The organism is Streptomyces sp. NPDC096310 (assembly GCF_044763125.1).
Classification (GTDB): Bacteria; Actinomycetota; Actinomycetes; order Streptomycetales; family Streptomycetaceae; genus Streptomyces.
Window position 1 is genome coordinate 246,428 of the sequence record NZ_JBIWFO010000004.1, and the last position, 25,043, is coordinate 271,470.

General features: G+C 72.4%; 25 protein-coding genes. 14 read left to right on the forward strand and 11 right to left on the reverse strand.

Features of this window, described 5'->3' with window-relative positions:
• Nucleotides 1–5: 5 nt before the first annotated feature.
• The gene (locus ACIQ7D_RS12075; RefSeq protein WP_403936445.1) at nucleotides 6–989 is read right to left on the reverse strand and encodes a Ku protein; all 984 of its coding nucleotides are present in this window, start codon (nucleotides 987–989) and stop codon (nucleotides 6–8) included.
• 71 nt (nucleotides 990–1,060) lie between these two features.
• On the opposite strand from ACIQ7D_RS12075, the gene ligD reads away from it, so the two are divergent.
• Nucleotides 1,061–1,966, forward strand: a complete 906-nt coding sequence (gene ligD, locus ACIQ7D_RS12080; RefSeq protein WP_403936447.1) for a non-homologous end-joining DNA ligase — start codon at nucleotides 1,061–1,063, stop codon at nucleotides 1,964–1,966.
• 5 nt (nucleotides 1,967–1,971) lie between these two features.
• On the opposite strand, the gene ACIQ7D_RS12085 is transcribed toward ligD, so the two are convergent.
• Nucleotides 1,972–2,805 carry a nuclease-related domain-containing protein gene (locus ACIQ7D_RS12085; RefSeq protein WP_403936449.1) on the reverse strand — a complete coding sequence of 278 codons (834 nt, stop codon included), beginning with the start codon at nucleotides 2,803–2,805 and terminating at the stop codon, nucleotides 1,972–1,974.
• Between the two features lie 167 nt (nucleotides 2,806–2,972).
• Between ACIQ7D_RS12085 and ACIQ7D_RS12090 the strand changes: the two genes are divergently transcribed.
• Genes ACIQ7D_RS12090 through ACIQ7D_RS12100 form a run of 3 tightly spaced genes read left to right on the forward strand, consistent with a single transcriptional unit; the run spans nucleotide 2,973 to nucleotide 5,542 of the window.
• A complete protein-coding gene (locus tag ACIQ7D_RS12090; protein ID WP_403936451.1) occupies nucleotides 2,973–3,362 on the forward strand; it encodes a zinc-ribbon domain-containing protein in 390 nt (129 codons plus the stop codon).
• Between the two features lie 54 nt (nucleotides 3,363–3,416).
• On the forward strand, nucleotides 3,417–4,211 hold the full coding sequence (locus tag ACIQ7D_RS12095) for a hypothetical protein (protein ID WP_403936453.1): 795 nt from the start codon (nucleotides 3,417–3,419) through the stop codon (nucleotides 4,209–4,211).
• Nucleotides 4,208–5,542 carry a histidine kinase dimerization/phospho-acceptor domain-containing protein gene (locus ACIQ7D_RS12100; protein WP_403936455.1) on the forward strand — a complete coding sequence of 445 codons (1,335 nt, stop codon included), beginning with the start codon at nucleotides 4,208–4,210 and terminating at the stop codon, nucleotides 5,540–5,542. Before ACIQ7D_RS12095 ends, ACIQ7D_RS12100 begins: the two co-directional genes overlap by 4 nt.
• On the opposite strand, the gene ACIQ7D_RS12105 is transcribed toward ACIQ7D_RS12100, so the two are convergent.
• On the reverse strand, nucleotides 5,496–5,720 hold the full coding sequence (locus ACIQ7D_RS12105; RefSeq protein ID WP_403936457.1) for a hypothetical protein: 225 nt from the start codon (nucleotides 5,718–5,720) through the stop codon (nucleotides 5,496–5,498). The genes ACIQ7D_RS12100 and ACIQ7D_RS12105 overlap by 47 nt on opposite strands.
• An 8-nt stretch (nucleotides 5,721–5,728) precedes the next feature.
• Here ACIQ7D_RS12105 and ACIQ7D_RS12110 point away from each other — a divergent pair, with 8 nt between their 5' ends.
• The 4 genes from ACIQ7D_RS12110 (at nucleotide 5,729) to ACIQ7D_RS12125 (ending at nucleotide 10,513) form a co-directional block, all read left to right on the forward strand.
• Nucleotides 5,729–6,130, forward strand: coding sequence for an SH3 domain-containing protein (locus ACIQ7D_RS12110; RefSeq protein WP_403936459.1), 402 nt, complete (start codon nucleotides 5,729–5,731; stop codon nucleotides 6,128–6,130).
• 82 nt (nucleotides 6,131–6,212) lie between these two features.
• Nucleotides 6,213–7,577 carry an FtsW/RodA/SpoVE family cell cycle protein gene (locus ACIQ7D_RS12115; RefSeq protein ID WP_403936461.1) on the forward strand — a complete coding sequence of 455 codons (1,365 nt, stop codon included), beginning with the start codon at nucleotides 6,213–6,215 and terminating at the stop codon, nucleotides 7,575–7,577.
• Nucleotides 7,574–9,031 (forward strand): penicillin-binding transpeptidase domain-containing protein, encoded by a 1,458-nt coding sequence (locus ACIQ7D_RS12120; protein WP_403936463.1) that lies wholly within the window; start codon nucleotides 7,574–7,576, stop codon nucleotides 9,029–9,031. Before ACIQ7D_RS12115 ends, ACIQ7D_RS12120 begins: the two co-directional genes overlap by 4 nt.
• Before the next feature lie 234 nt (nucleotides 9,032–9,265).
• The gene (locus ACIQ7D_RS12125) at nucleotides 9,266–10,513 is read left to right on the forward strand and encodes an amidase family protein (RefSeq protein WP_403936973.1); all 1,248 of its coding nucleotides are present in this window, start codon (nucleotides 9,266–9,268) and stop codon (nucleotides 10,511–10,513) included.
• Here ACIQ7D_RS12125 and ACIQ7D_RS12130 read toward each other — a convergent pair.
• A complete protein-coding gene (locus ACIQ7D_RS12130; RefSeq protein WP_403936465.1) occupies nucleotides 10,431–11,321 on the reverse strand; it encodes an ADP-ribosylglycohydrolase family protein in 891 nt (296 codons plus the stop codon). The two genes, ACIQ7D_RS12125 and ACIQ7D_RS12130, sit on opposite strands and share 83 nt — an antisense overlap.
• 125 nt (nucleotides 11,322–11,446) lie before the next feature.
• On the opposite strand from ACIQ7D_RS12130, the gene ACIQ7D_RS12135 reads away from it, so the two are divergent.
• Nucleotides 11,447–12,349, forward strand: a complete 903-nt coding sequence (locus ACIQ7D_RS12135) for an alpha/beta fold hydrolase (protein ID WP_403936467.1) — start codon at nucleotides 11,447–11,449, stop codon at nucleotides 12,347–12,349.
• Between the two features lie 124 nt (nucleotides 12,350–12,473).
• Nucleotides 12,474–13,445: a diiron oxygenase gene (locus ACIQ7D_RS12140; protein WP_403936469.1), complete on the forward strand. Its 972-nt coding sequence runs from the start codon at nucleotides 12,474–12,476 to the stop codon at nucleotides 13,443–13,445.
• 1,369 nt (nucleotides 13,446–14,814) lie between these two features.
• Here the strand turns inward: ACIQ7D_RS12140 and ACIQ7D_RS12145 are convergent.
• Nucleotides 14,815–14,955: a hypothetical protein gene (locus tag ACIQ7D_RS12145; protein ID WP_403936471.1), complete on the reverse strand. Its 141-nt coding sequence runs from the start codon at nucleotides 14,953–14,955 to the stop codon at nucleotides 14,815–14,817.
• A gap of 175 nt (nucleotides 14,956–15,130) precedes the next feature.
• On the opposite strand from ACIQ7D_RS12145, the gene ACIQ7D_RS12150 reads away from it, so the two are divergent.
• Complete coding sequence (locus ACIQ7D_RS12150) at nucleotides 15,131–15,985, forward strand: helix-turn-helix domain-containing protein (protein WP_403936473.1); 855 nt, start codon at nucleotides 15,131–15,133, stop codon at nucleotides 15,983–15,985.
• A 14-nt stretch (nucleotides 15,986–15,999) separates the two neighbouring features.
• Nucleotides 16,000–16,194, forward strand: a complete 195-nt coding sequence (locus ACIQ7D_RS12155; RefSeq protein ID WP_403936475.1) for a DUF397 domain-containing protein — start codon at nucleotides 16,000–16,002, stop codon at nucleotides 16,192–16,194.
• Nucleotides 16,195–16,235: 41 nt separating this feature from the next.
• Here the strand turns inward: ACIQ7D_RS12155 and ACIQ7D_RS12160 are convergent, their stop codons facing one another.
• The gene (locus ACIQ7D_RS12160) at nucleotides 16,236–16,775 is read right to left on the reverse strand and encodes a hypothetical protein (protein ID WP_403936477.1); all 540 of its coding nucleotides are present in this window, start codon (nucleotides 16,773–16,775) and stop codon (nucleotides 16,236–16,238) included.
• Between the two features lie 366 nt (nucleotides 16,776–17,141).
• On the opposite strand from ACIQ7D_RS12160, the gene ACIQ7D_RS12165 reads away from it, so the two are divergent.
• Both ACIQ7D_RS12165 and ACIQ7D_RS12170 read left to right on the forward strand, forming a co-directional pair.
• Nucleotides 17,142–17,420 (forward strand): hypothetical protein, encoded by a 279-nt coding sequence (locus ACIQ7D_RS12165; protein ID WP_403936479.1) that lies wholly within the window; start codon nucleotides 17,142–17,144, stop codon nucleotides 17,418–17,420.
• A 189-nt stretch (nucleotides 17,421–17,609) separates the two neighbouring features.
• Nucleotides 17,610–18,890, forward strand: coding sequence for an NlpC/P60 family protein (locus ACIQ7D_RS12170; RefSeq protein WP_403936481.1), 1,281 nt, complete (start codon nucleotides 17,610–17,612; stop codon nucleotides 18,888–18,890).
• Between the two features lie 44 nt (nucleotides 18,891–18,934).
• Here ACIQ7D_RS12170 and ACIQ7D_RS12175 read toward each other — a convergent pair whose 3' ends face one another.
• The 5 genes from ACIQ7D_RS12175 to ACIQ7D_RS12195 form a co-directional block, all read right to left on the reverse strand.
• Entirely contained in the window at nucleotides 18,935–20,170 is a 1,236-nt protein-coding gene (locus ACIQ7D_RS12175; RefSeq protein WP_403936483.1) for a styrene monooxygenase/indole monooxygenase family protein, read from the reverse strand.
• Nucleotides 20,171–20,272: 102 nt separating this feature from the next.
• A complete protein-coding gene (locus ACIQ7D_RS12180; protein WP_403936484.1) occupies nucleotides 20,273–21,043 on the reverse strand; it encodes an ATP/GTP-binding protein in 771 nt (256 codons plus the stop codon).
• Nucleotides 21,024–21,440, reverse strand: a complete 417-nt coding sequence (locus ACIQ7D_RS12185; protein ID WP_403936486.1) for a DUF742 domain-containing protein — start codon at nucleotides 21,438–21,440, stop codon at nucleotides 21,024–21,026. The genes ACIQ7D_RS12180 and ACIQ7D_RS12185 overlap by 20 nt, the downstream gene beginning before the upstream one ends.
• Entirely contained in the window at nucleotides 21,437–21,946 is a 510-nt protein-coding gene (locus ACIQ7D_RS12190; RefSeq protein WP_403936488.1) for a roadblock/LC7 domain-containing protein, read from the reverse strand. Before ACIQ7D_RS12190 ends, ACIQ7D_RS12185 begins: the two co-directional genes overlap by 4 nt.
• On the reverse strand, nucleotides 21,943–24,936 hold the full coding sequence (locus ACIQ7D_RS12195; RefSeq protein ID WP_403936976.1) for a nitrate- and nitrite sensing domain-containing protein: 2,994 nt from the start codon (nucleotides 24,934–24,936) through the stop codon (nucleotides 21,943–21,945). Before ACIQ7D_RS12195 ends, ACIQ7D_RS12190 begins: the two co-directional genes overlap by 4 nt.
• Between the last annotated feature and the right edge of the window lie 107 nt (nucleotides 24,937–25,043).

Consider the following 25,043-nt stretch of genomic DNA (forward strand, 5'->3'; position numbering starts at 1 on the left):
GCGGGTCAGGCCGAGGCGCGTTTGGCGGTGGTGGTGCGCTTCGCCGCGGGCTTCTTCTGCGTGGTCTTCTTCGCCGTCGTCTTCTTCGTGGCCGTCTTCTTGGCCGCCGCCTTCTTCGGTGCCGCCTTCTTGGAGTCGGCGGACTTGGCGGTGGCCGCCTTGCGTCGCCTCGTCGGGAGGTCCGTCACCTCCGCCACCGGCTTCTCGTCGCCCCGTGCCTCCTTCGCCGCGCGCACGCTGTTCTCCAGCGCCGCCATCAGGTCGAGGACACGGCCGCCCCCGGCCTCCGCCGGCTCGCGCTCGGGGGGCGGGCCGCCCTCCGCCTTCGCCGCGATCATCTCTTCGACCGCCTCGCGGTAGTCGTCGTGCAGCGAGTCGAGGTCGACCGAGCCCAGGGTGTCCATCAGCGCGTCGGCCAGGTCGAGTTCGGCGTCGCGTACGGTGACCTCGGTCTCCGGGGCGACGCCCTCGGGCGTGCGGATCTCGTCCGGCCAGAGCAGGCCGTGCATGGCGATCACATCGCCGACCACCCGCAGCATCCCCAGCCGCTCCCGGCCCCGCAGCGCGAATTTGGCGACGGCCACCTTCTGGCTGCGCTTCAGCGCCTCGCGCAGCAGGGTGTAGGGCTTGGCGGCCGGGACGCCGCTCGCGGAGAGGTAGTACGCCGTGTCCATCTGGAGCGGGTCGATCGAGGACGCCGGGACGAACGCCACGATCTCGATCGTCTTCGCCGTCGGCAGCGGCAGCCCGGCCAGGTCGTCCTCCGTGATCGGGATCATGGTGCCGGTCGCGTCCTCGTACGCCTTGCCGATGTCGGACGTCTCCACCTCCTCCTGGTCCAGCTCGCAGACCTTCCGGTAGCGGATCCGGCCGCCGTCCGCCTTGTGGATCTGGCGGAAGGAGATGGAGTGGTTCTCGGTGGCGTTCACCAGCTTGATCGGGATGCTGACCAGCCCGAAGGAGATCGCGCCGTTCCATATGGATCGCAAGGTTCCGCACCTTTCATCCAGGAAGAAGAAGTAAGCGAGGGTTCCAGATGAATGTATGGGATTCTCATCTTATGACGCCTGTCACCGAGGTGGAGGGGCGGCGCCTGGCCCTGAGCAATCTGGACAAGGTCCTGTACGCGGCCACCGGCACCACCAAGGGCGAGGTCCTGCACTATTACGCCCGTACGGCGGCCCCTCTGCTGGCCCATCTCGCCGACCGTCCCGTCTCCTTCCTCCGCTATCCGGACGGCCCCGACGGGCAGCTCTTCTTCACCAAGAACCCCCCGCCGGGCACCCCCTCCTGGGTGCGAATCGCCGACGTACCCCGCAGGACGGCCGACACCGGGAAACAGGTGGTGGTGGAGGGGCTGGCGGCGCTGATGTGGGCGGCGAACCTGGTCGTGGAGTTCCATACGCACCAATGGCGGGCCGAGGCCCCCGAACGCGCCGACCGGCTGCTCTTCGACCTCGACCCCGGGGCGCCCGCGAGCGCCGTCGAGTGCTGCGCGGTGGCGCTCTGGCTGCGCGGGCGGCTGCGCGAGGACGGGCTGGCCGCGTATGTGAAGACCTCGGGGTCCAAGGGGCTCCATGTGCTCGTCCCGCTGGTGCCGGCGCCCTCGGCGGAGGTATCCGCGTACGCGAAGGGCCTCGCCGTCGAGGCCGAGGCCGCGCTGCCGGGGCTGGTGGTGCACCGGATGAGCCGTTCGCTGCGGCCCGGGAAGGTCTTCGTCGACCACAGCCAGAACGCCGCCGCGAAGACGACGGCGGCGCCCTACACGCTGCGGGCACGCCGGGAGCCGACCGTGTCCACACCGCTGGCCTGGGAAGAGGTCGAGCGGTGCGGGGCCGCCTCGGAGCTGGTCTTCCGGCTGGACGACATCGCCGCGCGGCTGGAGCGGTACGGGGACCTGCTGGGGCCGCTCGCCGCCGGGGAAGGGGCCGGGGCGCTGCCGCGCGCGTCCGGGGAAAGCTCCTAGGCCGCCTACACGCGGTGCCAGGTGTGGCGGTTTCTCGCCGTCGCGTACAGCGCCTCGATGTCGGCCGGTTTCAGTACGCCGCCGAGCGACGCCAGCGCCGAGATGTCCGTCTCGCGCAGGACCTGTACGTCCGGCGGGGCCGGCAGGGCGCCGTGCGGCGGATGCGCCTCGGCCAGGGCCAGGACGGGGCGTACCGCCGTCGCCAGCGCGAGCGAGGCGCGTTCGGCGTCGCGGCGGGCCCAGCGCAGGTGCGGCAGCGGTTCGCCGCGCCCTGTGGCGACCAGGGGGTCGTCCACCCGGACACGGCGGCCGCCGGCCGCGAGGGCCCGTACGGTCAGGACGCCGGCCGGGCCGATCGCCAGGTGGTCGATACGGGCGGCGCCGGGCAGCGGGATCGAGTGCAGCACCCGCCAGCCCGCGCCCTCCAGGGCGTCGAGCGCGGTGCCGAGGAGCTGCTGGGCCGCCAGCTCCGTACGGCGGGGGTCCTGGCGGCGCCACAGGGCCGCAAGGGCCGGGAGCCTCGGCGCCGGGGCGGGCTCCTCGTGGTCCAGCAGGGCGTGCAGCGCCTCGCCGGGGCGGTTGGGCGCCAGGTCGTCGTCGGGGTGGAGCGAGAGCCGGTCGAGTTCGGCCGGGGTCGGTACGGGCGCCGGTCCCACGGTCACCTCGCCCGCGAGGTACGGCGCCAGCGCGGCCAGGATGTCGTCGCGGCCCGCGCCGGCGAGCAGATTGACCCGGCCGGTGCCCTTGTCGTACCAGGCGACGGCCGTGCCGTCGCGTCTGCTGACATACAGCCGGTCCCGGCCCCGCCGGTAGCCCGGTGTGACACGTAAGCGAGTCATACGGCCCCCTCCCCGGCACCATGGGAACAGTCACCGGGACGACCGGGCAAGAGCGCGGGGCGGCCCGGACCGCCCGGACCGCCCGGTGTCGGTGGCGTACGGCACACTCTCCTCGAACACTCTCGGCCATTTCCAGGTTCGGTCATTCCCGCAGAAGGAGACGACTCATGATCATCTTTGGCACCAAGGGTTACCTCTATCAACTGGCGATATTGACGCTGGTCTGCGGCCATTGCGGGAACCCGTCCGCGCACACCCTCCGGAAGCGCGTCACCAAGTTCACGCTCTTCTTCGTCCCGCTGTTCCCGTTCTCCACCAAGTTCGCGACACAGTGCACGTTCTGCGGCGTGGACCAGCAGATCTCCAAGGAGCAGGCCGACCAGCTCCTCGCCCAGAGCGTGGCGCACAGCGCGGAGGCCCAGCGGCAGTACGGGCAGCCCGGCGGCGCTCCGGCGTACGGGCAGCCGCAGCAGCCCGGACCGTACGGACAGCCGGGACACCCGGGACAGCCGGGACAGCCCGGACCTTCCGGGCAGGGGAATCCTTATCAGCGGTGAAACGGGGCTATGGCCCCATAAGGTGATGGAACGACTGATCGTTCCAGGAGCGCCGTGCACCCTCGTCGCATCACCGGAGTCACCGCCTCCGGAGTCACTTCCGCAGTCACCGCCGCCGTCACCCGCGCGCCGGCCGCGATCGCCGCGCTGGCCCTCGCCCTCTGCGCGTGCGGTGACCAGAGCGGCCTGAGGAGCGCGGGCCGCACCCCCGCCGCCGTCGGCCCCGTGGCCCTCTGGCCCGGCCTGCCCTCCGTCACACCGTCCCCCCTCGATCCGGGCGAGAGCGACCGGCGGCGCGTGCCCGGCATCGAGGTCTCGCACGGCTCCCTCGACGCCCTGGACCCGGTCGCCGTCGTCCGGGCGGAGACCGCCGGCCGGCCCGCCGACGAGCTCGGCCTCGACGGGCTCCCCCGCGCCACGTCCGCCGCGCTCGCGCACTGCCCAAGGGGCGGGCAGGGCCTCGGCGGACCCGCCGCCTGTCCGGTTCCGCGGGCGTACCACCGCGATCTGACCGGCGACGGCAGGAACGAGCTGATCGTCGGCGTCCGCCTCCCCGACCGGCGGCTCTCCGTCCGCTGCTACCTGGCCGAGAACGGCGGACTGACCCGCATCATGTCCACCGCCGACCCGGTCACGGGCGTCGAGCTGGCGGGCCGTGATCTGATCCTGCGGGTCGTCGCAGGCGACCTCCCGGGGTACGTGTACCGCACCACCTGGTCGTGGGACCACCGGCAGGGGACGATGCTGCCGACCCGCGACGAGATCATCCCGGACCCGGCGGACGGCGCGCGGGCCTCCGTCCCGGCCCGCCGCCCCACCGCCGTACCGCGTGCGCGGAGCACGCCATGAGGCCGGGGCTCCGACCGCCGGCCTGGACCGCCACCCTCGCCTGGAAGGCCGCCGTCTTCATCTCGGTGATGTGCTGCGCGCTCGCCGCGCTCCTCGGCGTCCTCGTCCATGTCTCCGTCACCCGTCAGACCGTCGACTCCGCCCGCGCGAAGGCGCTCTCCCGGCTGACCGACGTCGCGCGGACCTATGAGGCGGGCGGCCCGCTCCCCCGGTTCGCCGGGGTGGACGCGCCCGGCCTGCCGGAACCGCTGCGCGCGCTCGCCGTGCACGGGCGGCGCGGCACGATGGTCGCCGACTTCCGCGGCCGGCCCACCATGTGGGCCGCCGGGCCCGCCGACGGTCACGCGCTCGCCGCCCGGGTCGACTACTCCCTCAGCCGCTCCACCATCACCCACCTGGACCGGTCGATCCTCGGCTCGTCCGTGCCGGCGATCGGCGCGACGCTCCTCGTCGGCGCGTTCGCCGTCACCCGGGTGACCCGGCGGCTGCATCTCACGGCGCAGGTGGCGCGCCGGATCAGCGCGGGCGACCTGGACGCGCGCGTCAACGACCCCCGTACGCGGACCGGTACGTCGACCGGCGCCCCGCGCGCCCGGGACGAGGTCACCACGGTCTCCGGCGCGCTGGACGCCATGGCCGCCACGCTCCAGGGGAGGCTGCTGAGCGAGCAGCGCTTCACCGCCGATGTGGCGCACGAGCTGCGCACACCGCTGACCGGACTCTCGGCCGCCGCCGAGCTGCTGCCGGAGGGCCGGCCGACCGAGATGGTGCGGGACCGGGTCCGCGCGATGCGGACGCTGACCGAGGACCTGCTGGAGATCTCGCGGCTCGACGCCCGTACGGAGACGGTCGATCTGGCGGTCCACGCGCTGGCACCGCTGGTCGAGCGGGTGGTGCGGCCATCGGCACACGCCGCGCCCGATACCAACTCCGGCACCACCTCCGGTGCCTACTCCGGTGCCACCGGGGTACGGATCGTCAGGGACGCCTTTGTCGAGACGGACCGGCGGCGGCTGGAGCGGGTCCTCGGCAACCTCGTCGCCAACGCACACCGGCACGGACGCGCCCCGGTGGTACTGACCGTGGACGGGCCGGTCGTGACCGTACGCGATCACGGTGCGGGCTATCCGGCCTATTTGCTGGAGCACGGGCCGCAGCGTTTCCGTACGGAGGGCAGCGGCGTCGGGCACGGCCTCGGGCTGACCATCGCCGTCGGGCAGGCGGCGGTGATCGGGGCCGAGCTGGTCTTCCACAACGCCCCGGACGGCGGCGCGCTGGCACGGATCACGCTTCCGGTGTACGGAGCGCCGCCTGCCGCCCCGCCACCCTAAGGTTTCTGACGGTTTGTACCGGATTGCGGACCCCGGGCGGCGGCTCTAGCGTGATCACAGTCAGCCCGATCCATTCGGTCAGCCCCACCAGGTCGGTCAATTCGGTCAGCCACACCACGTCGGTCAGTTCGGTCAGTTCGGTCAGTTCGGTCAGTTCGGTCAGTTCGATCAGGTTCAAGGAGTCCCATGTCCCCGCGTTCCCTCTGCCGCACCGCCGCCGCGCTCCTCGTCACCGCCGTCACCGCCGCGACCCTCGCCACCACCGCCGCCGCACCCGCCGCCGCGCGAACGGCCGGTGACGGGCCGGCAGCCGCCGCACCGGCCCCCGCCGACTCCTCCCACGCGGTCCCCGGCCGGTACCGGGGCGAGGTCGTCGCCAGGAACGGGCTCATCCTCCGGGACAAACCGACCCGCGCCAGCCGGGCCATCGGCGAACTGCCCTACGGCGCCATCGTGCGGATCTTCTGCAAGGTGGAGGGCGGCTCCGTGGACGGCAACGACCACTGGTACCTCCTCGCCGACGGCAGCTACGCATGGGCGTCCGCCCGCTACATCCGCAGCCTCGACGAGATCCCGCACTGGTGCTGACGGACCGCCCAAGAAGGCGGCGTGCCCTGCATGACTCCGCATAAACGGACATAAGGCGCGCCGCCTTGCTACGTTGCGAGGCATGACCGCAACGAGGGCGGACGCTCCCCCGCCCGAGCCACGTCTCCCCAGGCGCCGCGGCGTCGAACTCTCCCTCCTGCTCTGCGCCGTCCTCATCTCCGTCTTCGGCTACGTCGCCGTCGGCCTCGGCAAGGACCGTGCCGTCCCCCCGGACGCGCTCGGCTACGGCGCCGGGCTCGGCATGCTCGCGCTCCTCGCGCATCTCGCGGTCCGGCTGCGCGCCCCGTACGCGGATCCGCTGCTGCTCCCCATCGCGATGCTGCTGAACGGGCTCGGCCTCGTCCTGATCTACCGGCTCGACCTGGAGACCCCGGACGACCGGGCCGCGCCCACCCAACTCGTCTGGTCCACGCTGGGCGTGGCGCTGTTCATCGCCGCCGCCGTGTTCCTGCGCGACCACCGGGTCCTGGCGCGGTACGCGTATCTCTCCGTCGCCACCGCGCTCGTCCTGCTGGTCGTGCCGATCGCCTTCCCCGCCGTGAACGGGGCGAAGATCTGGATCAGGTTCGGTGGATTCTCCTTCCAGCCCGGCGAGTTCGCGAAGATCCTGCTCGCCGTCTTCTTCGCCGCGTATCTCGCCGCCAACCGCAACGCCCTGACGTACACGGGCCGGAGGTTCCAGTTGCCCATGGGACGGGTCCTCGGCCCGCTGGTGGCGATCTGGCTGCTCAGTGTGCTGGTCCTCGTCCTCGAACGGGATCTGGGCACCTCGCTGCTCTTCTTCGGGCTGTTCGTGGTGATGCTGTACGTCGCGACCGGGCGCACCGGCTGGATCGCGGCCGGGCTGCTGCTCGCCGCGGTCGGCGCCTACGCGGTCGGCTCGCTCGAACCGCATGTCCACAGCCGCGTACAGGACTGGCTCCACCCGTTCGCGTCCATCGCGGCGGGCCAGGGCCCGGGACAGCTCGCCCAGTCGCTCTTCGCGTTCGCCGCGGGCGGGATGTTCGGTACGGGGCTCGGTCTCGGCCGGTCCATCCTGATCGGCTTCGCCGCCAAGTCGGACTTCATCCTGGCGACGGCGGGCGAGGAGTTGGGGCTGGTCGGGCTGACGGCCCTCTTCCTGCTGTACGCGCTGCTCGTGGCCCGCGGCTTCCGCACCGGACTGGCGCTGCGGGACCCGTTCGGCCGTCTGCTCGCCATCGGCCTCTCGTCGCTCCTGGGTCTCCAGGTCTTCGTCATCGCGGGCGGGGTGATGGGGCTGATCCCGCTGACGGGGATGGCGATGCCTTTCCTGGCGCAGGGCGGCTCGTCCGTCGTCACCAACTGGATCATCATCGCGCTGCTGGTGCGGCTCAGCGACTCGGCCCGAAGACCGGAGCCGGAACCCGCCCCTCCGCCGGACCCGGCCTTCGAAGGACCGCGATGACCCGCTGCATCCGCTGGACCGCCGCCTTCTTCCTTCTCCTCCTCGCCGCGCTGCTCGTCAACGCCGCCAGGATCCAGGTCGTCGACGCGGACTCCCTCGACCACAACCCCGCCAACCGCCGCGACACCGTGGCCCGCTACTCCCAGAAGCGCGGCGACATCCTCGTCGACGGACGGTCCGTCACCGGCTCCAGGGACACCGGGGAGCATCTGCGCTACGAGCGCACGTACCGCCACGGCCCGCTGTACGCGCCCGTCACCGGCTACGCCTCCCAGACGTACGGCACGACCCTCCTGGAGAACGCCGAGGACCCCATCCTCTCCGGTACGAGTCCGATGCTCGCCCCGTTCCCCTTCTGGAACGACATCACCCGCGGCCGGCAGCCCGGCGGCGCCATCGCCACCACGGTGAAGGCGCCGATACAGCGCGCCGCGTACGAAGGGCTCGCGGGGCGCCGGGGCGCGGTCGCGGCCGTCGAGCCGTTCAGCGGGCGGATCCTGGCGCTGGTCAGCAGCCCGTCGTACGACCCGGGGGTGCTCTCGGGCACGGGAAGGAACGTGACGGACGCGTGGACCCGGCTGAACGGCGAGAGCGCGCAGCCGATACTCGACCGGGCGATCCGGGGGACCTATCCACCCGGCTCCACCTTCAAGATCGTGACAGCGGCGGCAGCGCTGGACTCCGGGACGGTCGAGGACCCGGACGCGCCGACCGGCATCACGGAGCCGTACGTCCTGCCGGGCACGGACACCACGCTCCCCAACGAGGCGCAGGGGTGCGACCGGGCGTCACTGGCGTACGCGATCCAGTGGTCCTGCAACACGGTGATGGCCGGGCTCGGGGTCCGGACGGGCCAGTCCGACATGCTGGAGACGGTACGGAAGTTCGGCTTCAACGACACCGGGATCAGGATCCCGTCCGGGGTCGCCGCCTCGAACTTCGACACCCGGATGAGCGACGACCAGCTCGCGCTGTCCTCGATCGGGCAGTTCGACACCCGGGCCACGCCGCTCCAGATGGCGATGGTCGCGTCGGCGGTCGCGAACGGCGGCGACCTCAAGTACCCGTACCTGGTGGACCGGACGCTCGCCTCGGACGGCTCCATCGTCTCCCGTACGGGACAGCGCTCGTACGCCCGCGCGATGAACCCGCTCACGGCGCAGCGGCTGCGAACGATGATGATCGACACGGTGGAGGACGGTACGGCGTCGAACGCGGCGATCGACGGGGCGACGGTCGGCGGGAAGACCGGCACGGCGCAGCACGGCGTGGACAACACCGGTACGCCGTACGCCTGGTTCATCGCCTGGGCCCAGTCCGGGACTTCGGGCCGTCCCGCGGTCGCCGTGGCGGTGGTCGTGGAGGACGCGGAGGCGAACCGGGCGGACATCAGCGGCGGGGGCGACGCGGCGCCGATCGCGCGGGTGGTGATGGAGGCGGCGCTGCGAGACTAGGGCCCGTTCCGGCTGGATCTGAGGGGGCTCATGAGCGAAGCACCGAAGCCGGTGGAGCCGGCGGTGTGGGTGGGGTCAATGTCGGTGGAGTCGATGTCGGTGGAGTCGGCGTCGGTGGAGTCGATGTCGGTGGAGTCGGCGTCGGTGGAATCGGCGTCGGTGGAATCGGCGTCGGTGGAATCGGCGTCGGTGGAGTCGGCGTCGGTGGAGTCGGCGTCGGTGGAGTCGGTGTCGGTGGAGGAATCGCTCGCGCGGATCGGGCGGCGCGACCCCGTGCTGCACGCCTTCCTCGACGTCCGGGCCGAGGAGGCCCGCGAGCGGGCCGCCCGGGTGGACCGCGCGCTGCCGCTGGCGGGCACGCCGTTCGCGGTGAAGGGGCCGACCGGGATCCGGTCGTACGCGGCGGGGCGGCTGATCGCGGCGGGCGCCGTGCCGGTCGGCTCGACGGCGGTGCCGGGGCCGGGGACGTACTGGCAGACCTGGGGGCAGGGCCGGGACGGCCGTACAGTCAACCCGTACCGCGCGGACCGTACCCCCGGCGGCTCCTCGGCCGGTTCGGCCGTGGCGGTCGCGGCGGGCATGGTGCCGCTGGCGACGGGGAGCGACGGCGCCGGTTCCGTCCGGATCCCGGCGGCATGGTGCGGGGTCTTCGGGCTGAAGACGACGAACGGCCTGCTGCCCTCCCCCGACCGCACCGGGCTGGCCTCGGCGGGCATCCTCACGGATACGGCGGCGCGGGCCCGGCGGTATCTGCGGTGGATCCTGGACGAGCAGGATCACGAGCACGCGGGGGCGCCGATCACCTTGCCCGTACCGGCCGTGTACGCGCCGGACCTGGGCTTCGCGGACGTGGACCCGCAGGTCGCGGCGGTGGTACGGGCGGCCGTGGACCGGCTGGAGACGGCCGGGGTGATACGGCTCGACCGGCGCCGCCGGCCGTTCACGCTGCTCGATCCGTGCGAGACATGGAAGGCGATACGGGGCAGTGCGCGGCCGGAGGTGCCGGGCGAACGGGCGGCGGCGGTACGGGCGATGGAGGTGCGGGCGGAGAACGACCGCCGCCTCGACGCCCTGTTCGCCCGTACGCCGCTGCTGCTCACCCCGGCCACCCCGAACCGCCCGCATGGTCACGAGGGCCCGGGTGAGCTGTACTCCACTGCGCTGACCTGGGCGTTCAACGTGAGCGGGCATCCCGCCGCCAGCATCCCCGCGGGGTTCACGGCGGACGGCTGCCCGGTGGGGCTGCAACTGGTGACGGAGCGACGGACGGAGGCGACACTCCTCGACCTGGCCGTCGCGGCCGAGGCGGCGCTGCTCCCCGGAGCCACGACGGCCGCCATGACAGCGGCGGCTACGACAACGGCCACGGCACCGGCACCGGCACCGGCACCGGCACCGGCTACGACAGCGGCTCCCGCCGCTCGCGCCACGGCACCGGCACCGACCCCGTCCCCGTACGGGCCGCGACGATGCCGCCCGTGATGGCGCAGGTCGTGTCGGTGTCACCGAAGCCCTCCACCGTGGACCAGAGCGCGGCCGTCAGGTCGTCGCGGTGGCGGGCCGCCGTCCACACGGCGAAGGGGACGGTGTCGTCGGCGCGGATCTGCCGCCCGCTGCCGAGGAGTTCCGCCGCGTCCCGGGGCGCGGTGGTGAAGGGCAGCGCCGCCGCGCGGGCCAGGCCGTCCCGTACCGGGCCCTCCGGGGTGGCGCGGGCGACGGCCGCGACGGTGAGTTCGGACCGTACGGACAGAGCCGACGCCACGGCGACCGCCACCGCGCCCGCGATGCCCTGCGGGTGGGCGTGGGTGACCTCGGCGGAGAGGGTGGCCTGGCGCGCGACCTCGGCGAGGTCGTCCGCGAACCGGGCGCCGAGCGGCGCCACGCGCATCGCCGCGCCGTTGCCGAGACTGCCGCCGTCGAAGAGACCGGGCGCCAGCGTGCGCCAGTCCTGCGGCCGGTCGAGCAGCGCGGGCAGCAGCATATGCATGCCGTGGCCGTAACCGCGGCCCGCGTCGGCCTCGTACGCGAGGGCGAACGCCGAGGCCAGCCGGTCCTGTTCGACGGTGCCGTGCTCGTCCAGGACGCGGTGGAGGGCGAGGGCCATGGCGGTGTCGTCCGTCCAGGGCCACTCCAGCTCCTGGGGCGTGACCCGGGCCTCGATCTCCTCGTACGCCCGGTCGTGGTCACGGAAGAGGGGGAACCAGCGTTCGCCGAAGGCATCGCCCAGCGCGAGCCCTTCCAGGCTGCGGCGGGCGGCTTCGCGGTCAACACCTGATCGTTGGGCGGTCATACGCACCATGGTGCCGCGCGGCGTCGTTTCTTCGGGCTTTTATTCATTATGGGGGCGCACAGGCCCCGATGTCGTCGTTCCGGCGGACGATCTCATGGTCCACAGGCCGCACTACCGTGAGCCGCATGCCTCCTTCCTCCCTCTCAACGCCCCTCCATGCCCATGACCACGGCGGCGAAGGGCCGCCCCTCGTCCTGCTGCACGGCGCGGGCCGTTCGCTCGCCGACTGGGACGCGATCGCGCCGCTGCTGGTGCCGCACCACCGGGTGCTCGCCGTCGACCTGCCGGGGCACGGGCGCTCCCCGGACGCCGGTGAACTGTTCCGTACGGGCTGGTCGTTCGCGGCGGCTGGCGAGGCGATCGAACGGACCGTGGCCGCGTACGGTCTCTCCGGCGCCCTGCCTGTGGGGCACTCCCTCGGCGGCATGATCGCCCTGCACCTCGCGCTCCCGGGCGGCGTTCCCGGCGCCGTGAACCTCGACGGCTTCTGGTGGAGCCGCCACGCGCGCTACCCGGGCCTCGGCCCGGCGGCCGTCACCGAAGCCCTCGAACGGATCGGCGGGCTGGTGCGGTCGGCCGCCGGCCAGGTCGCGCCAGCCGGATATCTGGAGCAACAGGTGGCGCGCGCGGCCCGGTTCGGCATCCCGGCCGACCGCGCCGAGGCGACGGCCCGCGCCTCATTACGCGAACTGCCCGACGGCGGCTTCCAGGCGCTGCCGCTGCGGGAGACGGCGCTGGACACGTTCGACGCGCTGGACGCCCTCGACCTGTTCGCGCTGGCGCGCCGTGTCCCGTGCCCGGTGCTCTGCGTACGGGGGCGGCGCGCGCAGCCGCCGACGCCGGGGACGGAGTGGTTCGAGGAGCTGACGGCCTCGCACGCGAAGGGCCTGGACGGGGATCTCGCGGCGCTCGCGGAGGAGCGTACGCACCCCACCCGCGTCGAGGACATCGACGCGACGCACGCGATGCTCCTGGAGGAGCCGGAGGCGGTGGCCGCGCTGGTGCTCGCCTTCACCGGCTCCCTCTGAAGGTTTGGCGCCGGGGGATTGACGCCGAGGGATTGACGCTCTTACTGACAAGTAGTCTCATAAGAGGTAACCGCCGGTAACACCGGCCGGACGTCAGCCGTGATCGTGAGGTGCAGCCCCCGCCATGACACCAGTGACCCCCCTGACCCCCACATCACCCGCGTCACCCGCGTCCGAGACCGACGTGCGCCTCCTCCATGACGCGCTCGGCCCGCTCCGCGACCGCGAACAGGTCGCGGAGCGGCTCGTCGAAGCCTCCGCCAAGCACTCCTTCGACCCCGACAGGGAACTCGACTGGGAGGCGCCGCCCGAGGAGGGCAAGTGGTACTGGCCGCCGGAACTGGTCTCGCTGTACGACACGCCCCTGTGGCACACGATGCCCGAGGAACAGCGGATGGACCTGGCCCGGCACGAAGCCGCCTCGCTCGCCTCCCTCGGCATCTGGTTCGAGATCATCCTGATGCAGCTCCTGGTCAGGCACATCTACGACAAGCCCGTGACCAGCAATCACGTCCGCTACGCGCTCACCGAGATCGCGGACGAGTGCCGGCACTCGATGATGTTCGCGAGGCTGATCCAGAAGGGCGGGGCGCCGGCCTACCCCGTACCGGGCCGGTATCACAACATGGCGCGCGTCCTGAAGACGGTCTCCACCACCCCGGGTTCCTTCGCGGCCACGCTCCTCGGCGAGGAGATCCTCGACTGGATGCAGCGACTGACCTTCCCGGACGAGCGGATCCAGCCCCTCGTACGCGGGGTGACCCGGATCCACGTCATCGAGGAGGCGCGCCATGTGCGTTACGCGCGGGAGGAGTTGCGCCGCCAGATGGTGACGGCGCCGCGCTGGGAGCAGGAGTTCACCCGGCTCAACTGCGGCCAGGCGGCGCGGGTCTTCTCGGTCTGTTTCGTCAACCCGCAGGTGTACGCGAACGTCGGCCTCGACCAGCGCACGGCCGTCGCCCAGGTCAGGGCGAGCGGACACCGCCGCGAGGTCATGCAGTCGGGCGCGAAGCGGCTGACGGACTTCCTGGACGACATCGGCGTACTGCGCGGCCCGGGCCGCAAGCTGTGGCAGTCATCAGGCCTCCTGGCCTGACCCGGGGCGCGTTGGGCACCGCAGGGCCGCCCCCTCCCTGATCCGATGGTCGCGGTTCCGGGTCGGGGGAGGGTCCGCTGGGAAACACCTCTGTGCTGTCGGTGGGTTGCGGGCTGGCGGGCCGGTTCGCCCTGCGGGGCACGCGGTCGCGGAGTGGGGTGGTGGCGCGTTTCGTCAAGCGTCCGTCCACCGGCCGCTGGTTGAGCTTCATGCCCCGCTGGTCACTGTTCAGGGTTGGGTGCGGGTTCGGGCGGTGGCCTGTCGGGGTGGGCCGGGGGTGTTTTGTGTCGGGCGGTCCGCCCCCTCCAGCTCTGATGATCGCGGCTCCAGGGTGCGCGTCAAGGGCGCTCCTCCGTCGCGTCGGCTCCGCCGATGTCGCTGCGCTCCACCCTTGACCCGCACCCTTGCGCCGCTGGGAGAGCTTTTTCGGGAGGGGGCGGGGGGGGAAGGGTCCACTGAGGAACTGCTCTGTGCCTTCGGCGGGTTGCAGGCCGCCGGGCCGGTTCGCCCTGCGGGGCGCGCGGTCGTGGAGTGGGGCGGTGACGGCTTTCGTCAAGCGTCCGTCGACCGGATGTGTGCTGGGCTTCATGCCCCGCTGGTCACTGTCCGCTGGCGGGTGCGGGTTCAGGCGGTGGCCTGCCGGGTGGGGTGGGTGCCGGGAGTCCCGATCAGCGCTTCCTCGCCCGAAAAGCATGCACTATGCCCCACTTTGCCCTTCCTGGCAGGGGGTTGGGCGCCCGTCGTTCCACTCGTGCGGACCGAAAGCTCCGCTATCCGGGACTCTCGGTCCACGCACCCCCCTCCGAGCACCACCCCCGCCCCACACATCACACCCGCCCCGAAGTCACCTGGCCCCTGCACCCACGGCGAGTGACCAGCGGGGCATGAGCCCCGGCCAGCATCCGGTCGCCGGACGCTTGACGAAAGCCGGGCCACCCCACACCACTGCCGCGTGCCCCGCAGGGCGAACCGGCCCGGCGGCCTGCAACCCACCGACGGAACAGAGCAGTTCCCCAGTGGACCCTTCCCCCCGCCCCCTCCCCTCTGCCTTTCCAGCGGTGCAGGGACGGGAGTCAAGGGTGGAGCGCAGCGACATCGGCGAAGCCGACGCGACGCAGGAGCGCCCTTGACGCCCGGCCCGGAACCGCGATCATCGGACCAGGGAGGGGGCGGCCCGCCCGCCACTCAAGCCGCTGAGGTGCTCACCTCCGGCCCGATCCACACCACCCGGGACGCGCATCCGTCACCGCGCCCGAAATACCGCGCCACGTTCTCCGGCGCGGCAAGGCGCAACTGGCCGCCGCCACCGACCCGCGTGACCTCGGCCCCGCCGCCCTCGTGCGCCAGCCCCCAGGCGACAACGGCGGCGTCACGGTCCCACTCGCCGTCCCCCGTCCCGGTACTCCACGACGACGGCGAAGAGCCGAGGCGCGGTGTCGCGCACGAGTGCGTACAACTCCTTCTCGTAATCGAACGAGTTCAGGGCGGAGTCCTGCGGCGATACGGTCATGACGATCCCCTTCGGTAGACACACCCGTCCGCCTGGCCCGGACGCGGCAGGGCACGGCGGAGCGAAGGCGCCTTGCGGCGCGGCCACTTGTTGTGGCGTGCTTCACACGTTACCTCCAGGGATAAGATGCATGCCGTCACTCCAACGGGATACACCCGAACGAGAAAGAGAACCCATGCCACGGAAGAGCGCTCCACCCACGATTCGGCAACGGCGCCTCGGCGCTGAACTGCGCAGACTCCGTGAGTCGGTGGACTTGTCCGCAACTCAGGCGGGCGCGCTCCACGGCACGTCCCAGCCGCGCGTCAGCAGCATCGAAGCGGGCACCTATGCGGTGGGTGCGGACCGGGTACGGGCGATGGCCCGGAGCTACAGCTGTACCGATGAGGCATACATCAAGGCGCTCACCGAGATGACCGGCGGCAGGACACGCGGCTGGTGGGACGAGTACCGCACCCTGCTTCCGCCCGACGCCATCGACTTGGCCGAACTCGAACACCACACCACGTCGATGCGGACCTCATCCGTGGGCCACCTGCCGGGGCTCCTCCAGACCAGAGCCCATGCTCACGCTGTCATCAACGACGTCGTGCCGCCGTACGCACCCCACGAGGTGGAACACCGGGTCTCGTTCCGCATCAAACGGCAGGTGGCGGTGTACGGAGAGAATTCGAAGCCCCTGACGGCGATGCTCCACGAAGCCGCTCTGCGCATGGGGTTCGGTGGCCCCGAGGTGGCCCGGGCGCAGCTCAGGCATCTGCTCGAAGTGAGCGAGCTGGAACACGTCACCATCCTGGTCATGCCCTTCGGCGCCGGTACCTTCCCCAGCGCTGGAACCGGCATCTACTACATGACCGGATCGGTCACGGCCCTGGACACGGTCCAGCTCGACGCCGACCACGGAGCCGTGTTTCTCGACACGCAGCCCCAGTTGGTGAGATACCGAGCCATTCTGGACCGCATTGCCAGTTGTACCCTCGACCCAACAGACTCCAGGGACCTGATCAGCCGCATCGCAGCAGACTTGTAAGGAAGGAACGGCAGGTGTCCGCCCTCCACTGGCAGAAGTCCTCCTACAGCGGCTCGGCGAACGGCTGCGTCCACCTCGCCGCCGCCCCCGACGGCACCGTCAAGCTCGTCGAGAGCGACGACCCCGACGTCATCGTCTCCACCACCCCCGAAAAGCTGCACGCCTTCATACGCGGCGTCAAAGCCGGGGAGTTCGACCGCGTCGGCTGATTCGACCGCGTCGGCCGGCCGGCCGGGCCGGGCCCGGCGCGTCAGTCGAGTTCGAACCGTCCCGGGGTGGGCACCGGCGCCGGGGCCGCGCCCGGCGCGTACTCCAGTTCCAGGACCTGGTTTCCCTCCAGCGCGCTCGCCCCGACCCATTGCAGGTTGGAGTCGGAATCGCTGTCGCTGCTGTTCGGCGCCTGAGTGGCGCCGGGGATCGTCTCGTCGTCCGGGCTGTCGAAGTTCTTGCGCACCGAGCCGCCCACCGACTTGAAGGCGGTACGGGCGGTGACCTCCTGCGTCGGGAAAAACCCGTACGTCTTGTACGAGGTGCTGTTGCCCGTCTTCGTGTACAGGGTCACCCACGCATGGCCGAAGCCGCCTCCCGCGTACTCCGCCCGGTGGGTCCGGCTCGTCTTGCGGACCTGGATCTGGAGCCGGTAGGTGGTCGTATCGGCCTCGCCCTCCCCGGCTCGCTGGAGAGTGCGCCCCCTCGGCTTCGACCCGCCGCAGGAGGGGGCGCGCTGCACCGGCTTCGTGTGCGCCGGTTCCGCCTGGGCCGCCCGCTGCCCGCTGAGCATCCTCGCCATGCCGGCGTTCCCCATGCCGCCCTGAAGGGAGAGTGCCTGGTTCGTGTCGATGCGGCCCGCGCCGGCCGGCCTACGGGGCTGGGGGACTGTGGCCTCGCGGCATGAGGACGCTGAACCGGTGTCATGCCGGATTCATGTTCATGCCTCATCACGTTTCCCCCTCGTTTACCCGCGCCGTGGCAGTGAACCATTCCCGCACGGAGGCCCGCGCCGGTCGAGAGTCGCAGGGGCAACCCTGCGGGCAGCCGCCAATGCCCGCCCAGCGAGGGGGTGTTGGGCGTTCGCAGGGGACGAGCCCGAAACGGGAGCAGGCGACACACCGGGGGCGCCGCCCCGGCCCCGTGCCCGGCAGTGAGACTGGGTCCCGTGAGAAGCGAAAACACCCCCTTCACCGGCGGACCGCTCGACGGTCGCGTCCTGCCCGTGCTGACCGGCCCGACCGGAAATCCCCCGAAGTGGTACGAGGTCCCCGTACCGGCCCCGGACGGCGGCGCGCCCACCGTGTACGCGTACCGGCGCGAGCCCGCCGGTTACAGCAAACGCCTCGGGATCCAGCGCGGCTGGAAGTACGTGTACGTCCCCGAAGGGCGCGGCGAACGGGGCCCGAGATGGCCGTGGTCGAAGCCCCGGAGTTCCGGGGGCTGATCTCTCCGGTCTCTCCGGCCTCCCCGGCTCTCTCTGGTCTCCCCAGGCATCTCCGGCCTCGCCGGGCCTCTTCGCCCCGCAGGGGTGATGTCCTTGCGCCACCTCGCCCATTTGTCGGCTCTTCTCATCATCCGACACCTCGTCATCTCCTAGTACTGGACGCCCCGTCCCGCAACCGGAGGTGATGACATGTCAGGAAGAGTGCTGCGATCCGTCTGTACGGCGGCGCTCGCCGCCGTGACCGTCCTGGTCGCGGTGCCGTTCCCCGCGTACGCCGTGCCGGAGCCGGCCCCGTCCGTACCCGTACCGTCGGCGACGGCGGAGGCGACAGCGGGGGCGGGGGCATCGGCCTCCGCGTCGGCTGAGGCGTCATCGGCGGTGGACGCCCTCGGGGCGCCTCCTCGTACCGTTTCCGGGCTGCTGGGGCGGCTCCAGCTTCTCTACCGGCAGACCGAGCAGGCGACCGAGGCGTACAACGCCACCGAGGTCGAGCTGATCCGGCAGCGCGTCGAGGCCAGGAAGCTGGCTGCCGATCTCGCGCGGGCGCGGGCCGCGCTGGAGCGGAGCCGGGGGGACGCGGGGCGGTTGGCGCGGCGGCAGTACCAGGGGCAGTCCGACCTCTCCGACTATCTGCGGCTGCTCCTCTCCCCCGACGCCGCGCACATCCTGGACGACGGCCATCTGCTGGAGCGGGTGGCGCGCTCCAGGGCCCGTACGATGCGCGGGCTGACCACCGGCGAGCAGCGCGCCGACGCGCTCGTCAGCGCGTCCCGTACGGCCCTCGACCGGCAGCAGCGGCTCGTGGCGCGGCAGAAGAAGCAGCGCGACACGGTCGGTTCCCGGCTCCGGCAGGTCGAGAAGCTGCTCGCCTCGCTCAGCGGGACGGAGATCGCCTCGATCGCCGCGCTGGAGAGGTCCGGTACGGAGCGGGCCCAGCGCGAACTGATCGGCTCCGGCGCCCTCGGGGACACCGCCGGCGCGGCGGGGGCGCCGGGCGCCCCCGGAGGCGCGGCACGGGGTGTGCCGTCCGCGGCGGGCGGCCTGGCGGTGGAGTTCGCCGCCGCGCAGATCGGCAAGCCGTACGAGTGGGGCGCGGAGGGGCCCGGTTCGTACGACTGCTCGGGGCTCACCTCGCAGGCCTGGGCGCACGCCGGGCTCGCCATCCCCCGTACCAGCCAGGAGCAGTGGCGCGACCTCCCCCGGATCCCGCTGCGCGAGCTGCGCCCCGGCGACCTGGTGGTCTACTTCCCGGAGGCCACGCATGTCGCGATCTACCTGGGCGACGGCATGGTGATCCAGGCGCCGCGCCCCGGGGCCCACGTCAAGGTCTCCCCCATCGCCGCGAACCCGCTGCTGGGAGCCGTACGCCCGGACCCGGACGGCACTGCCCTGGCCCCGGGCACGTACGCCCCGCCGTCGCTGCCGCAAGGCGCGACGGAGGGGTCCGACGCCGGCTTCGGGGAGAGCTGAGGGCCGGGCCGGGGCCGCGCGGGATGCCGGGTGCCGGGGCGCCGTCAGGCGCAGGCGGCCTCGGCGAGGTAGGCGGCCGTCTTCTCCGGGTCGTAGAAGAAGTGCTCGAAGTCCGACGGGTCGTCGAAGCCGTTCGCGAACCGGTCCGCGACCTGCTGGAGCCGGGCCCCCGCGCCGATCAGGCCGAGGACATGCTCCGGCGGGGGGCCCAGCATCGCGTTGGTCCACTTGGTGGCGTGCCGGGCCAGCTCCCAGTAGCGGTCGAAGGCCGTGTGCATCCAGGCCTCGTCGAAGGGCCGGTCGCCGTGTTCCACGATGGAGCCGAGATACGAGGCGGCGCACTTCGCGGCCGTGTTGGCGCCCTGGCCGGTGATCGGGTCGTTGGTGACGACGACGTCCGCGACGCCGAGGACGAGTCCGCCGCTCGGGAGCCGGCCGACCGGGGTGCGTACGGTCGGCGTGTACCGGCCCGTAAGGGTGCCGCCGGCGTCCGTCAGTTCGGCCTTCGTGGCGCGCGCGTATTCCCAGGGGGTGAAGCGCTCCATCAGCCGCAGGGTGAGGGAGAGGTGTTCGGCGGGGTCCTTGACGCCCCGGAAGACGTCGAGCGGGCCGCCGGGGATCCCCTCCCAGAAGAGGATGTCCGCGCGGCCCGAGGTGGTGAGGGTCGGCATCACGAAGAGTTCACCGACGCCCGGCACCAGGTTGCAGCGGACCGCGTCGTACTCGGGGTGCTCGGGGCGCGGCCCCAGCCCGTGGACGTAACTGACCGCCAGGGCGCGCCGCGGGGCGTCGTACGGGGAGCGGGCGGCGTCGCGGCCGAACAGCGAGACCAGTTCGCCCTTGCCCGCCGAGATCAGGACCAGGTCGTACGTACGGGAGAAGTGGTCCAGGTCGGAGACGGCCGCCCCGTGGATCACCAACTGGCCGCCGCGCCCCGCGAAGGTGTCCAGCCAGCCGGCCATCTTGACGCGCTGGTCGACGGATTGGGCGTATCCGTCGAGCGTGCCGACCCAGTCGACGGCGCGCGAGGCGTCCGGGCCGGCGACGGAGACGCCCAGTCCCTCCGCGCGCGGCGCGTGCGACTCCCAGAAGTTGAGCTGGAGGTCGCGTTCGTGCTGGAGCGCGGAGTCGAACATGACCTGCGTGGACATGACCCGGCCGGACCGTATCTCGTCCGCCGTGCGGTGGGACATCAGGGTGACCTCGTACCCCCGCGACTGGAGTCCGAGGGCGAGCTGGAGCCCGGACTGGCCGGCTCCGACGACGAGTATCTTCCGCATGGGCGGTGCTGTCTCCGTTGCGTGGGTGGTGCGGCGGCGTACGACAGCGTCGTACGGGCGCGCGGTGCGGCCCGGGACGTGGGGACGGCGCCGGCCCGGGCCCTACTCGGGAGAGAACCGCAGCGCGTGGCGCACCAGTGCCAGCAACGCGTCGACGGCCGTGTTCCGGTCCCGCGCGTCCATGATCAGTACAGGGATGCTCGACGGAATCGTCAAGGCGTCGCGTACATCGTCCGGTTCGAAGGCGTCGGTGCCGTCGAAGCGGTTGACGGCCACGACGTACGGGAGTCCGCAGCTCTCGAAGTAGTCCAGCGCGGGGAAGCAGTCGGGGAGACGGCGCGTGTCCGCCAGCACGATGGCGCCGATCGCGCCGCGCACCAGGTCGTCCCACATGAACCAGAAGCGCTGCTGGCCGGGTGTGCCGAAGAGGTACAGGACGAGGTCGTCGTCGAGGGTGATGCGCCCGTAGTCCATCGCGACGGTGGTGGTGAGCTTGTCGGGCGTCGCGCTGAGGTCGTCGATGCCGGCGCTGGCCTCGGTCATCAGCGCCTCGGTCTGGAGCGGGGGGATCTCGGAGACCGCGCCGACGAAGGTCGTCTTGCCGACACCGAAGCCGCCCGCGATCACGATCTTGGTGGAGATCGGTGCGCGGGTACGGTCCGTCTGCCAGGCCTGAAGCGTCTCCTCGGGCTCGGGCGCGGGCGCGGACTCCGGTTCGGACTCCGGTTCCCGTACGAGTTCGGATACCGGCTCCCGTACGGGGTCGGGCCCGGTTTCCCGTACGGGCGCCGGTGCGGCCTCCTGTACGGAAGCACGCCCGGAGGCGGCGGTGACGTCCGATACTTCGGTGACGTCAGAGACGGCGGAGTCCACTCAGCACCCTTTCCAGCAACGCGTGGTCCGGCTGACCGGTCTCGTGACCGGTTCCGTACACACGGATCTTTCCCTGATCGGCCAGGTCGCCGAGGAGCACCCGGACCACGCCCAACGGCATCTTGAGCAGCGCCGAGACCTCGGCGACGGTACGCATCCGCCGGCACAGCTCGACGATGGCGAGCATTTCCGGCATGACGCTGGACGGAGCCCCGCCGTCCGTCAGTTCCCTGCGGACCTCGCCCGGTTCGAGCGCGGCCACGAATGTCTCCACCTCCAGGACGTGCCCGGAACGGGTCCGTCCGCCGGTCAGCGAGTACGGGCGTACGCGGGTGGAGGGACCGCGGTCCGCCCCGCGCACCGGCAGCCGGTGCGCGGCACCGGCGGCGGGGCTCATCCGGTTCCCTCCACCGAGGCCCGCAATTCGTCACGCAGCTCCGGGGTGAGCTTGTGTCCGGCCCGGCCGACGAAGAGCGCCATGTGGTAGGCGATGACGCTCATGTCGCAGTCGGGGGTGGCGTGCACGCCGAGGAGCGAGCCGTCGCTGATCGCCATGACGAAGACGCTGCCCTCCTCCATGGCGATCATGGTCTGCTTGACGCCGCCGCCGTCCATCAGCTTCGCGGCGCCGAGGGTGAGGCTGCCGATGCCCGAGACGATGGTGGCGAGGTCCGCGCTGGAGCCGCGCGGGCCGCTCTCGTGGGCGGCGGGGGCGGTGGCGGCCGCCTCGGCGGTTCTGCCGGGGTCGGAGGAGAGCAGCAGCAGACCGTCGGACGAGACGACGGCGACCGCGTGGACGCCAGGTACCTCCTCGACGAGGTTGCTCAAGAGCCAGTGCAGATTACGCGCCTCGTTGCTCAGCCCGAATGTGCCTGTGTCTGTGCCTGCGCCGGTCGCAGTCAACTGCGTGCCTCCTTGACTGTCTCCCCCGTCGTCTCTCCCGTGTCCGTCTCCGGGGTCCGCTCCGGGGGTGGGGTCTGCTCCGTCGGTCCCGCCCCGGCGTCCAGTTCCGCCTCGACATCGCGGCGGCCCTCGATCACTCCCTGCTGGAAGCCGCCGAGCCGGCGCCGCAGGGCTTCGGGGTCGACGCTGCCGCTGCGGGCCGTGGGTGCGGCGGCGGGCTTGAGGACGCGAGGGGTGCGCTTGGGGAGCCCTTTGTCGGTGAGGGGTCCTGCGCCCTGTTCGACGCCGCCTTCGGCGCCGGGGGCGGTGGCCGGGCGGGGCCCGTCGGCCGGGCGGCCGGGCCGGGCGGGCTGTGCGGGCTGCTTGGGCAGCCGCATCTGGAAGGTGTCCTGGTCAGTGCCGTTGCCGTTGCCGGCGGCGCGCGGCGCGCCGTCGGGGACGCGCTCGTGGCGGTCGGGGCCGATGCCGTACGGGGCGGTGGCCTCGGCGGCGTTCCGGGCGGCGTCAGGCTCCGCCGGACCCGCCGCCTCCGGTGCCGGAGCCTGAGCCGGTGCCGGTGCCGGTGCCGGTGCCGGAGCCGGAGCCTGAGCCGGTGCCTGGGGCGCGGCTCGCTCGGCCTCGGCGCGCTTCGCCGCCTCCGCCCGGCGGATCGCCGCCTCTGCGGCGACCACCAGCGGATCGCGCTCGCCGTCCTTGTCCCGGCCCCGGCCCGTACGGGTGGGCAGGGCGGCGGGCGTCTCCGCCGGTACGGCGGCGGGCTGGACCGTGAGGGGCGGTACGGCGGCGGGCGCCACGGCGGGCAGCAGCGACGTGGGCAGGACGACGATCGCGGCGACCCCGCCCTCCTGGTGCTCCCGCAGCTCGACCTGGACGCCGTGGCGCGCCGCGAGCAGCGCGGCGACGCGCAGCCCGAGGCCCTCGGCCTCGCCGCTCGGGCCGCCCCGAGCCGCGCGCGGCGGCTCCCCGGGGCTCTCCGGGTCGGCGAGCCGTGCGTTCAGTTCGGCGAGCCGTTCCACGGACATCCCGATGCCCTGGTCCTGCACGGAGAGCATCACCTCGCCGCTCTCCAGCATCCAGCCGGAGAGCCGCACCTCGGTCTCGGGCGGCGCGAACGACGCCGCGTTCTCCAGCAGTTCCGCGACGAGATGGCTCAGGTCGTCGGCGGCGAAGCCGGCCACCTGGGTGTGCGCGGGCAGTTCCTGGATGACGACGCGCTCGTACCGCTCGATCTCGCTGACCGCGGCGCGCAGCACGTCCACGAGCGGGACGGGCCCGGTGGGGCCGAGGCCGCGGTCGTGTCCGGCGAGCACGAGCAGGTTCTCGCCGTGGCGGCGCATGACGGTCGCCAGGTGGTCGAGCTTGAAGAGGGTGGCGAGCCGCTCGGGGTCCTGCTCGCGGTCCTCCAGGCCCTCGATGACCCCGAGCTGCCGCTCGACCAGGCCGAGGGTGCGCAGCGAGAGGTTGACGAAGGTGTGGTGGACGGTGTGGCGCAGCCGCTGGAGCTGGGCGGCGAGTTCGGCCGTACGGTCCTGGAGCTCGGCGCGCTGCTCGTCGACCTTCTCGCGGGCGCCGAGCAGATCGCTGCGGTCGCTGTCGAGCCGCTCGGCGCGGCCCGCGAGGTCGAGCAGCTTGCCGTGCAGGGCGTTGACGGACCGTACGACCTGGGCGAACTCGTCGTTGCGGCCGGTGAAGCGGATGGGTTCCTCGGTGGCGGGCGCGGCGGAGAGCCGGGCGGCGCCGAGGCGTACGACCGCGAGCGGCCGGGTGAGCGTACGGGCGACGGCGGTGGAGACGCCGACCGCGATGATCAGGCAGCCGCCGAGAAGGGCGAGCTGGAGTTCGAGGCCGGTGACATCGTCGTCGCGGAGCTGGGCCAGGCGCTCGATCTGGCCTGCGCCGAGGCTCGACTCGACGCCGCGCATCTGGTCGATCCGGGCGGAGAGCGCGGATTCGACCTTGTCGTGGTCGGCCTCACGGTCGGCCGCGGAGAGTTCGGGCCGGTCGGTGAGGCGGGTCAGATAGCTTTCGGCCGTCCTGACGTCGGGTCCGGTGACGGTGGAGGTGAGGGATTCGCGGGAGGCGGTGTCGGCGCTCTGGTCGAAGTCGGCCAGCGCGCCGAGTTCTCGGACGCGTGACTTCTGGGCGTCGGCGCTGAGGTCGTCGCGTACCTGGTCGTTCTTCTTGTCGCTCGCGTCGGCGGAGGACTCGACGGACAGCCCGGTGACCGGGTCGAACTGCGGAGCCGTGGTGGCGGGCCCCGGCACGGCGAGCGCGGCCAGCAGCAGCCCGCGGGTGGCGGAGGCCTGCTCGACGGCGCGGCCGAGGGCGGCGGGGGCGCGGGTGCCGTCGGCGGCCTCGGGCGGGGTGTTCTCGGCCAGTTCGTCGGCGAGGGCCTGGAGTTTGGTGATGACCTCGGAGTACGCGCGGTACGCCTCCATCGCCGAGCCCTTGCCGGTGAGGGCGGCGCGCCGGATGGAGGGGACGGTGGAGAGGTCGCGCAGCAGCCCCGGGGAGGCCGAGTCGGCGGAGCGGATCTCGTCGATCTGGCGGTCGACGCGGGCGCTGCGCGTCTCGGAGATCGTGTACTCGGCCTTCTCGTCGTCCGTACCGCCCGGCTGCTCGTCGCGGCCGGCGGCGATGTAGACGATGACCTCGTCGCGTTCGTCCGCGAGGGAGTGGCTGAGGGTGACGGCCTGCTGGTTCAGCTCCGCGAGGATGACCAGGTTCTGGGCGTCCTTGAGGTCGGCGGACGCGGTCAGTACGGCGGGGGTGCCGGCCACGACGACCGTGATGCCCACGAAGGCGACTCCGGCGACCAGCCGGTTGCGTACCCGCACTCGGCGTCCTTCCGGAGGCTTCACGGCCTCTGCCCGCGCCGTGGTGGCCACTGTGATGACCTCACCGGCCGTGCCGGTACCGGTAGGGGTCACAGCGCTGGTGGCCGTGCCGGTGGCCGTGACACTGTTGCCCCGAGGCCGCTTCTTCTGCACCGGTGCTCGCATTCTTGACTCGTCCGCCCATGAAGCAGAGGTGACGGCCGGTCCGGTCTGACAACGCGGTAACCCCACCCCCACCCCTGGTTTGGCTTTCGGCTGCC

Excerpts from the sequence above, each read along its gene's own strand:
- ligD (WP_403936447.1), top strand. The coding sequence starts at position 1,061 with ATGACGCCTGTCACCGAGGTGGAGGGGCGGCGCCTGGCCCTGAGCAAT.
- ACIQ7D_RS12085 (WP_403936449.1), bottom strand. The coding sequence starts at position 2,805 with ATGACTCGCTTACGTGTCACACCGGGCTACCGGCGGGGCCGGGACCGG.
- ACIQ7D_RS12090 (WP_403936451.1), top strand. The coding sequence starts at position 2,973 with ATGATCATCTTTGGCACCAAGGGTTACCTCTATCAACTGGCGATATTG.
- ACIQ7D_RS12100 (WP_403936455.1), top strand. The coding sequence starts at position 4,208 with ATGAGGCCGGGGCTCCGACCGCCGGCCTGGACCGCCACCCTCGCCTGG.
- ACIQ7D_RS12110 (WP_403936459.1), top strand. The coding sequence starts at position 5,729 with ATGTCCCCGCGTTCCCTCTGCCGCACCGCCGCCGCGCTCCTCGTCACC.
- ACIQ7D_RS12115 (WP_403936461.1), top strand. The coding sequence starts at position 6,213 with ATGACCGCAACGAGGGCGGACGCTCCCCCGCCCGAGCCACGTCTCCCC.
- ACIQ7D_RS12120 (WP_403936463.1), top strand. The coding sequence starts at position 7,574 with ATGACCCGCTGCATCCGCTGGACCGCCGCCTTCTTCCTTCTCCTCCTC.
- ACIQ7D_RS12130 (WP_403936465.1), bottom strand. The coding sequence starts at position 11,321 with ATGACCGCCCAACGATCAGGTGTTGACCGCGAAGCCGCCCGCCGCAGC.
- ACIQ7D_RS12135 (WP_403936467.1), top strand. The coding sequence starts at position 11,447 with ATGCCTCCTTCCTCCCTCTCAACGCCCCTCCATGCCCATGACCACGGC.
- ACIQ7D_RS12140 (WP_403936469.1), top strand. The coding sequence starts at position 12,474 with ATGACACCAGTGACCCCCCTGACCCCCACATCACCCGCGTCACCCGCG.
- ACIQ7D_RS12145 (WP_403936471.1), bottom strand. The coding sequence starts at position 14,955 with ATGACCGTATCGCCGCAGGACTCCGCCCTGAACTCGTTCGATTACGAG.
- ACIQ7D_RS12150 (WP_403936473.1), top strand. The coding sequence starts at position 15,131 with ATGCCACGGAAGAGCGCTCCACCCACGATTCGGCAACGGCGCCTCGGC.
- ACIQ7D_RS12160 (WP_403936477.1), bottom strand. The coding sequence starts at position 16,775 with ATGGCGAGGATGCTCAGCGGGCAGCGGGCGGCCCAGGCGGAACCGGCG.
- ACIQ7D_RS12170 (WP_403936481.1), top strand. The coding sequence starts at position 17,610 with ATGTCAGGAAGAGTGCTGCGATCCGTCTGTACGGCGGCGCTCGCCGCC.
- ACIQ7D_RS12175 (WP_403936483.1), bottom strand. The coding sequence starts at position 20,170 with ATGCGGAAGATACTCGTCGTCGGAGCCGGCCAGTCCGGGCTCCAGCTC.
- ACIQ7D_RS12185 (WP_403936486.1), bottom strand. The coding sequence starts at position 21,440 with ATGAGCCCCGCCGCCGGTGCCGCGCACCGGCTGCCGGTGCGCGGGGCG.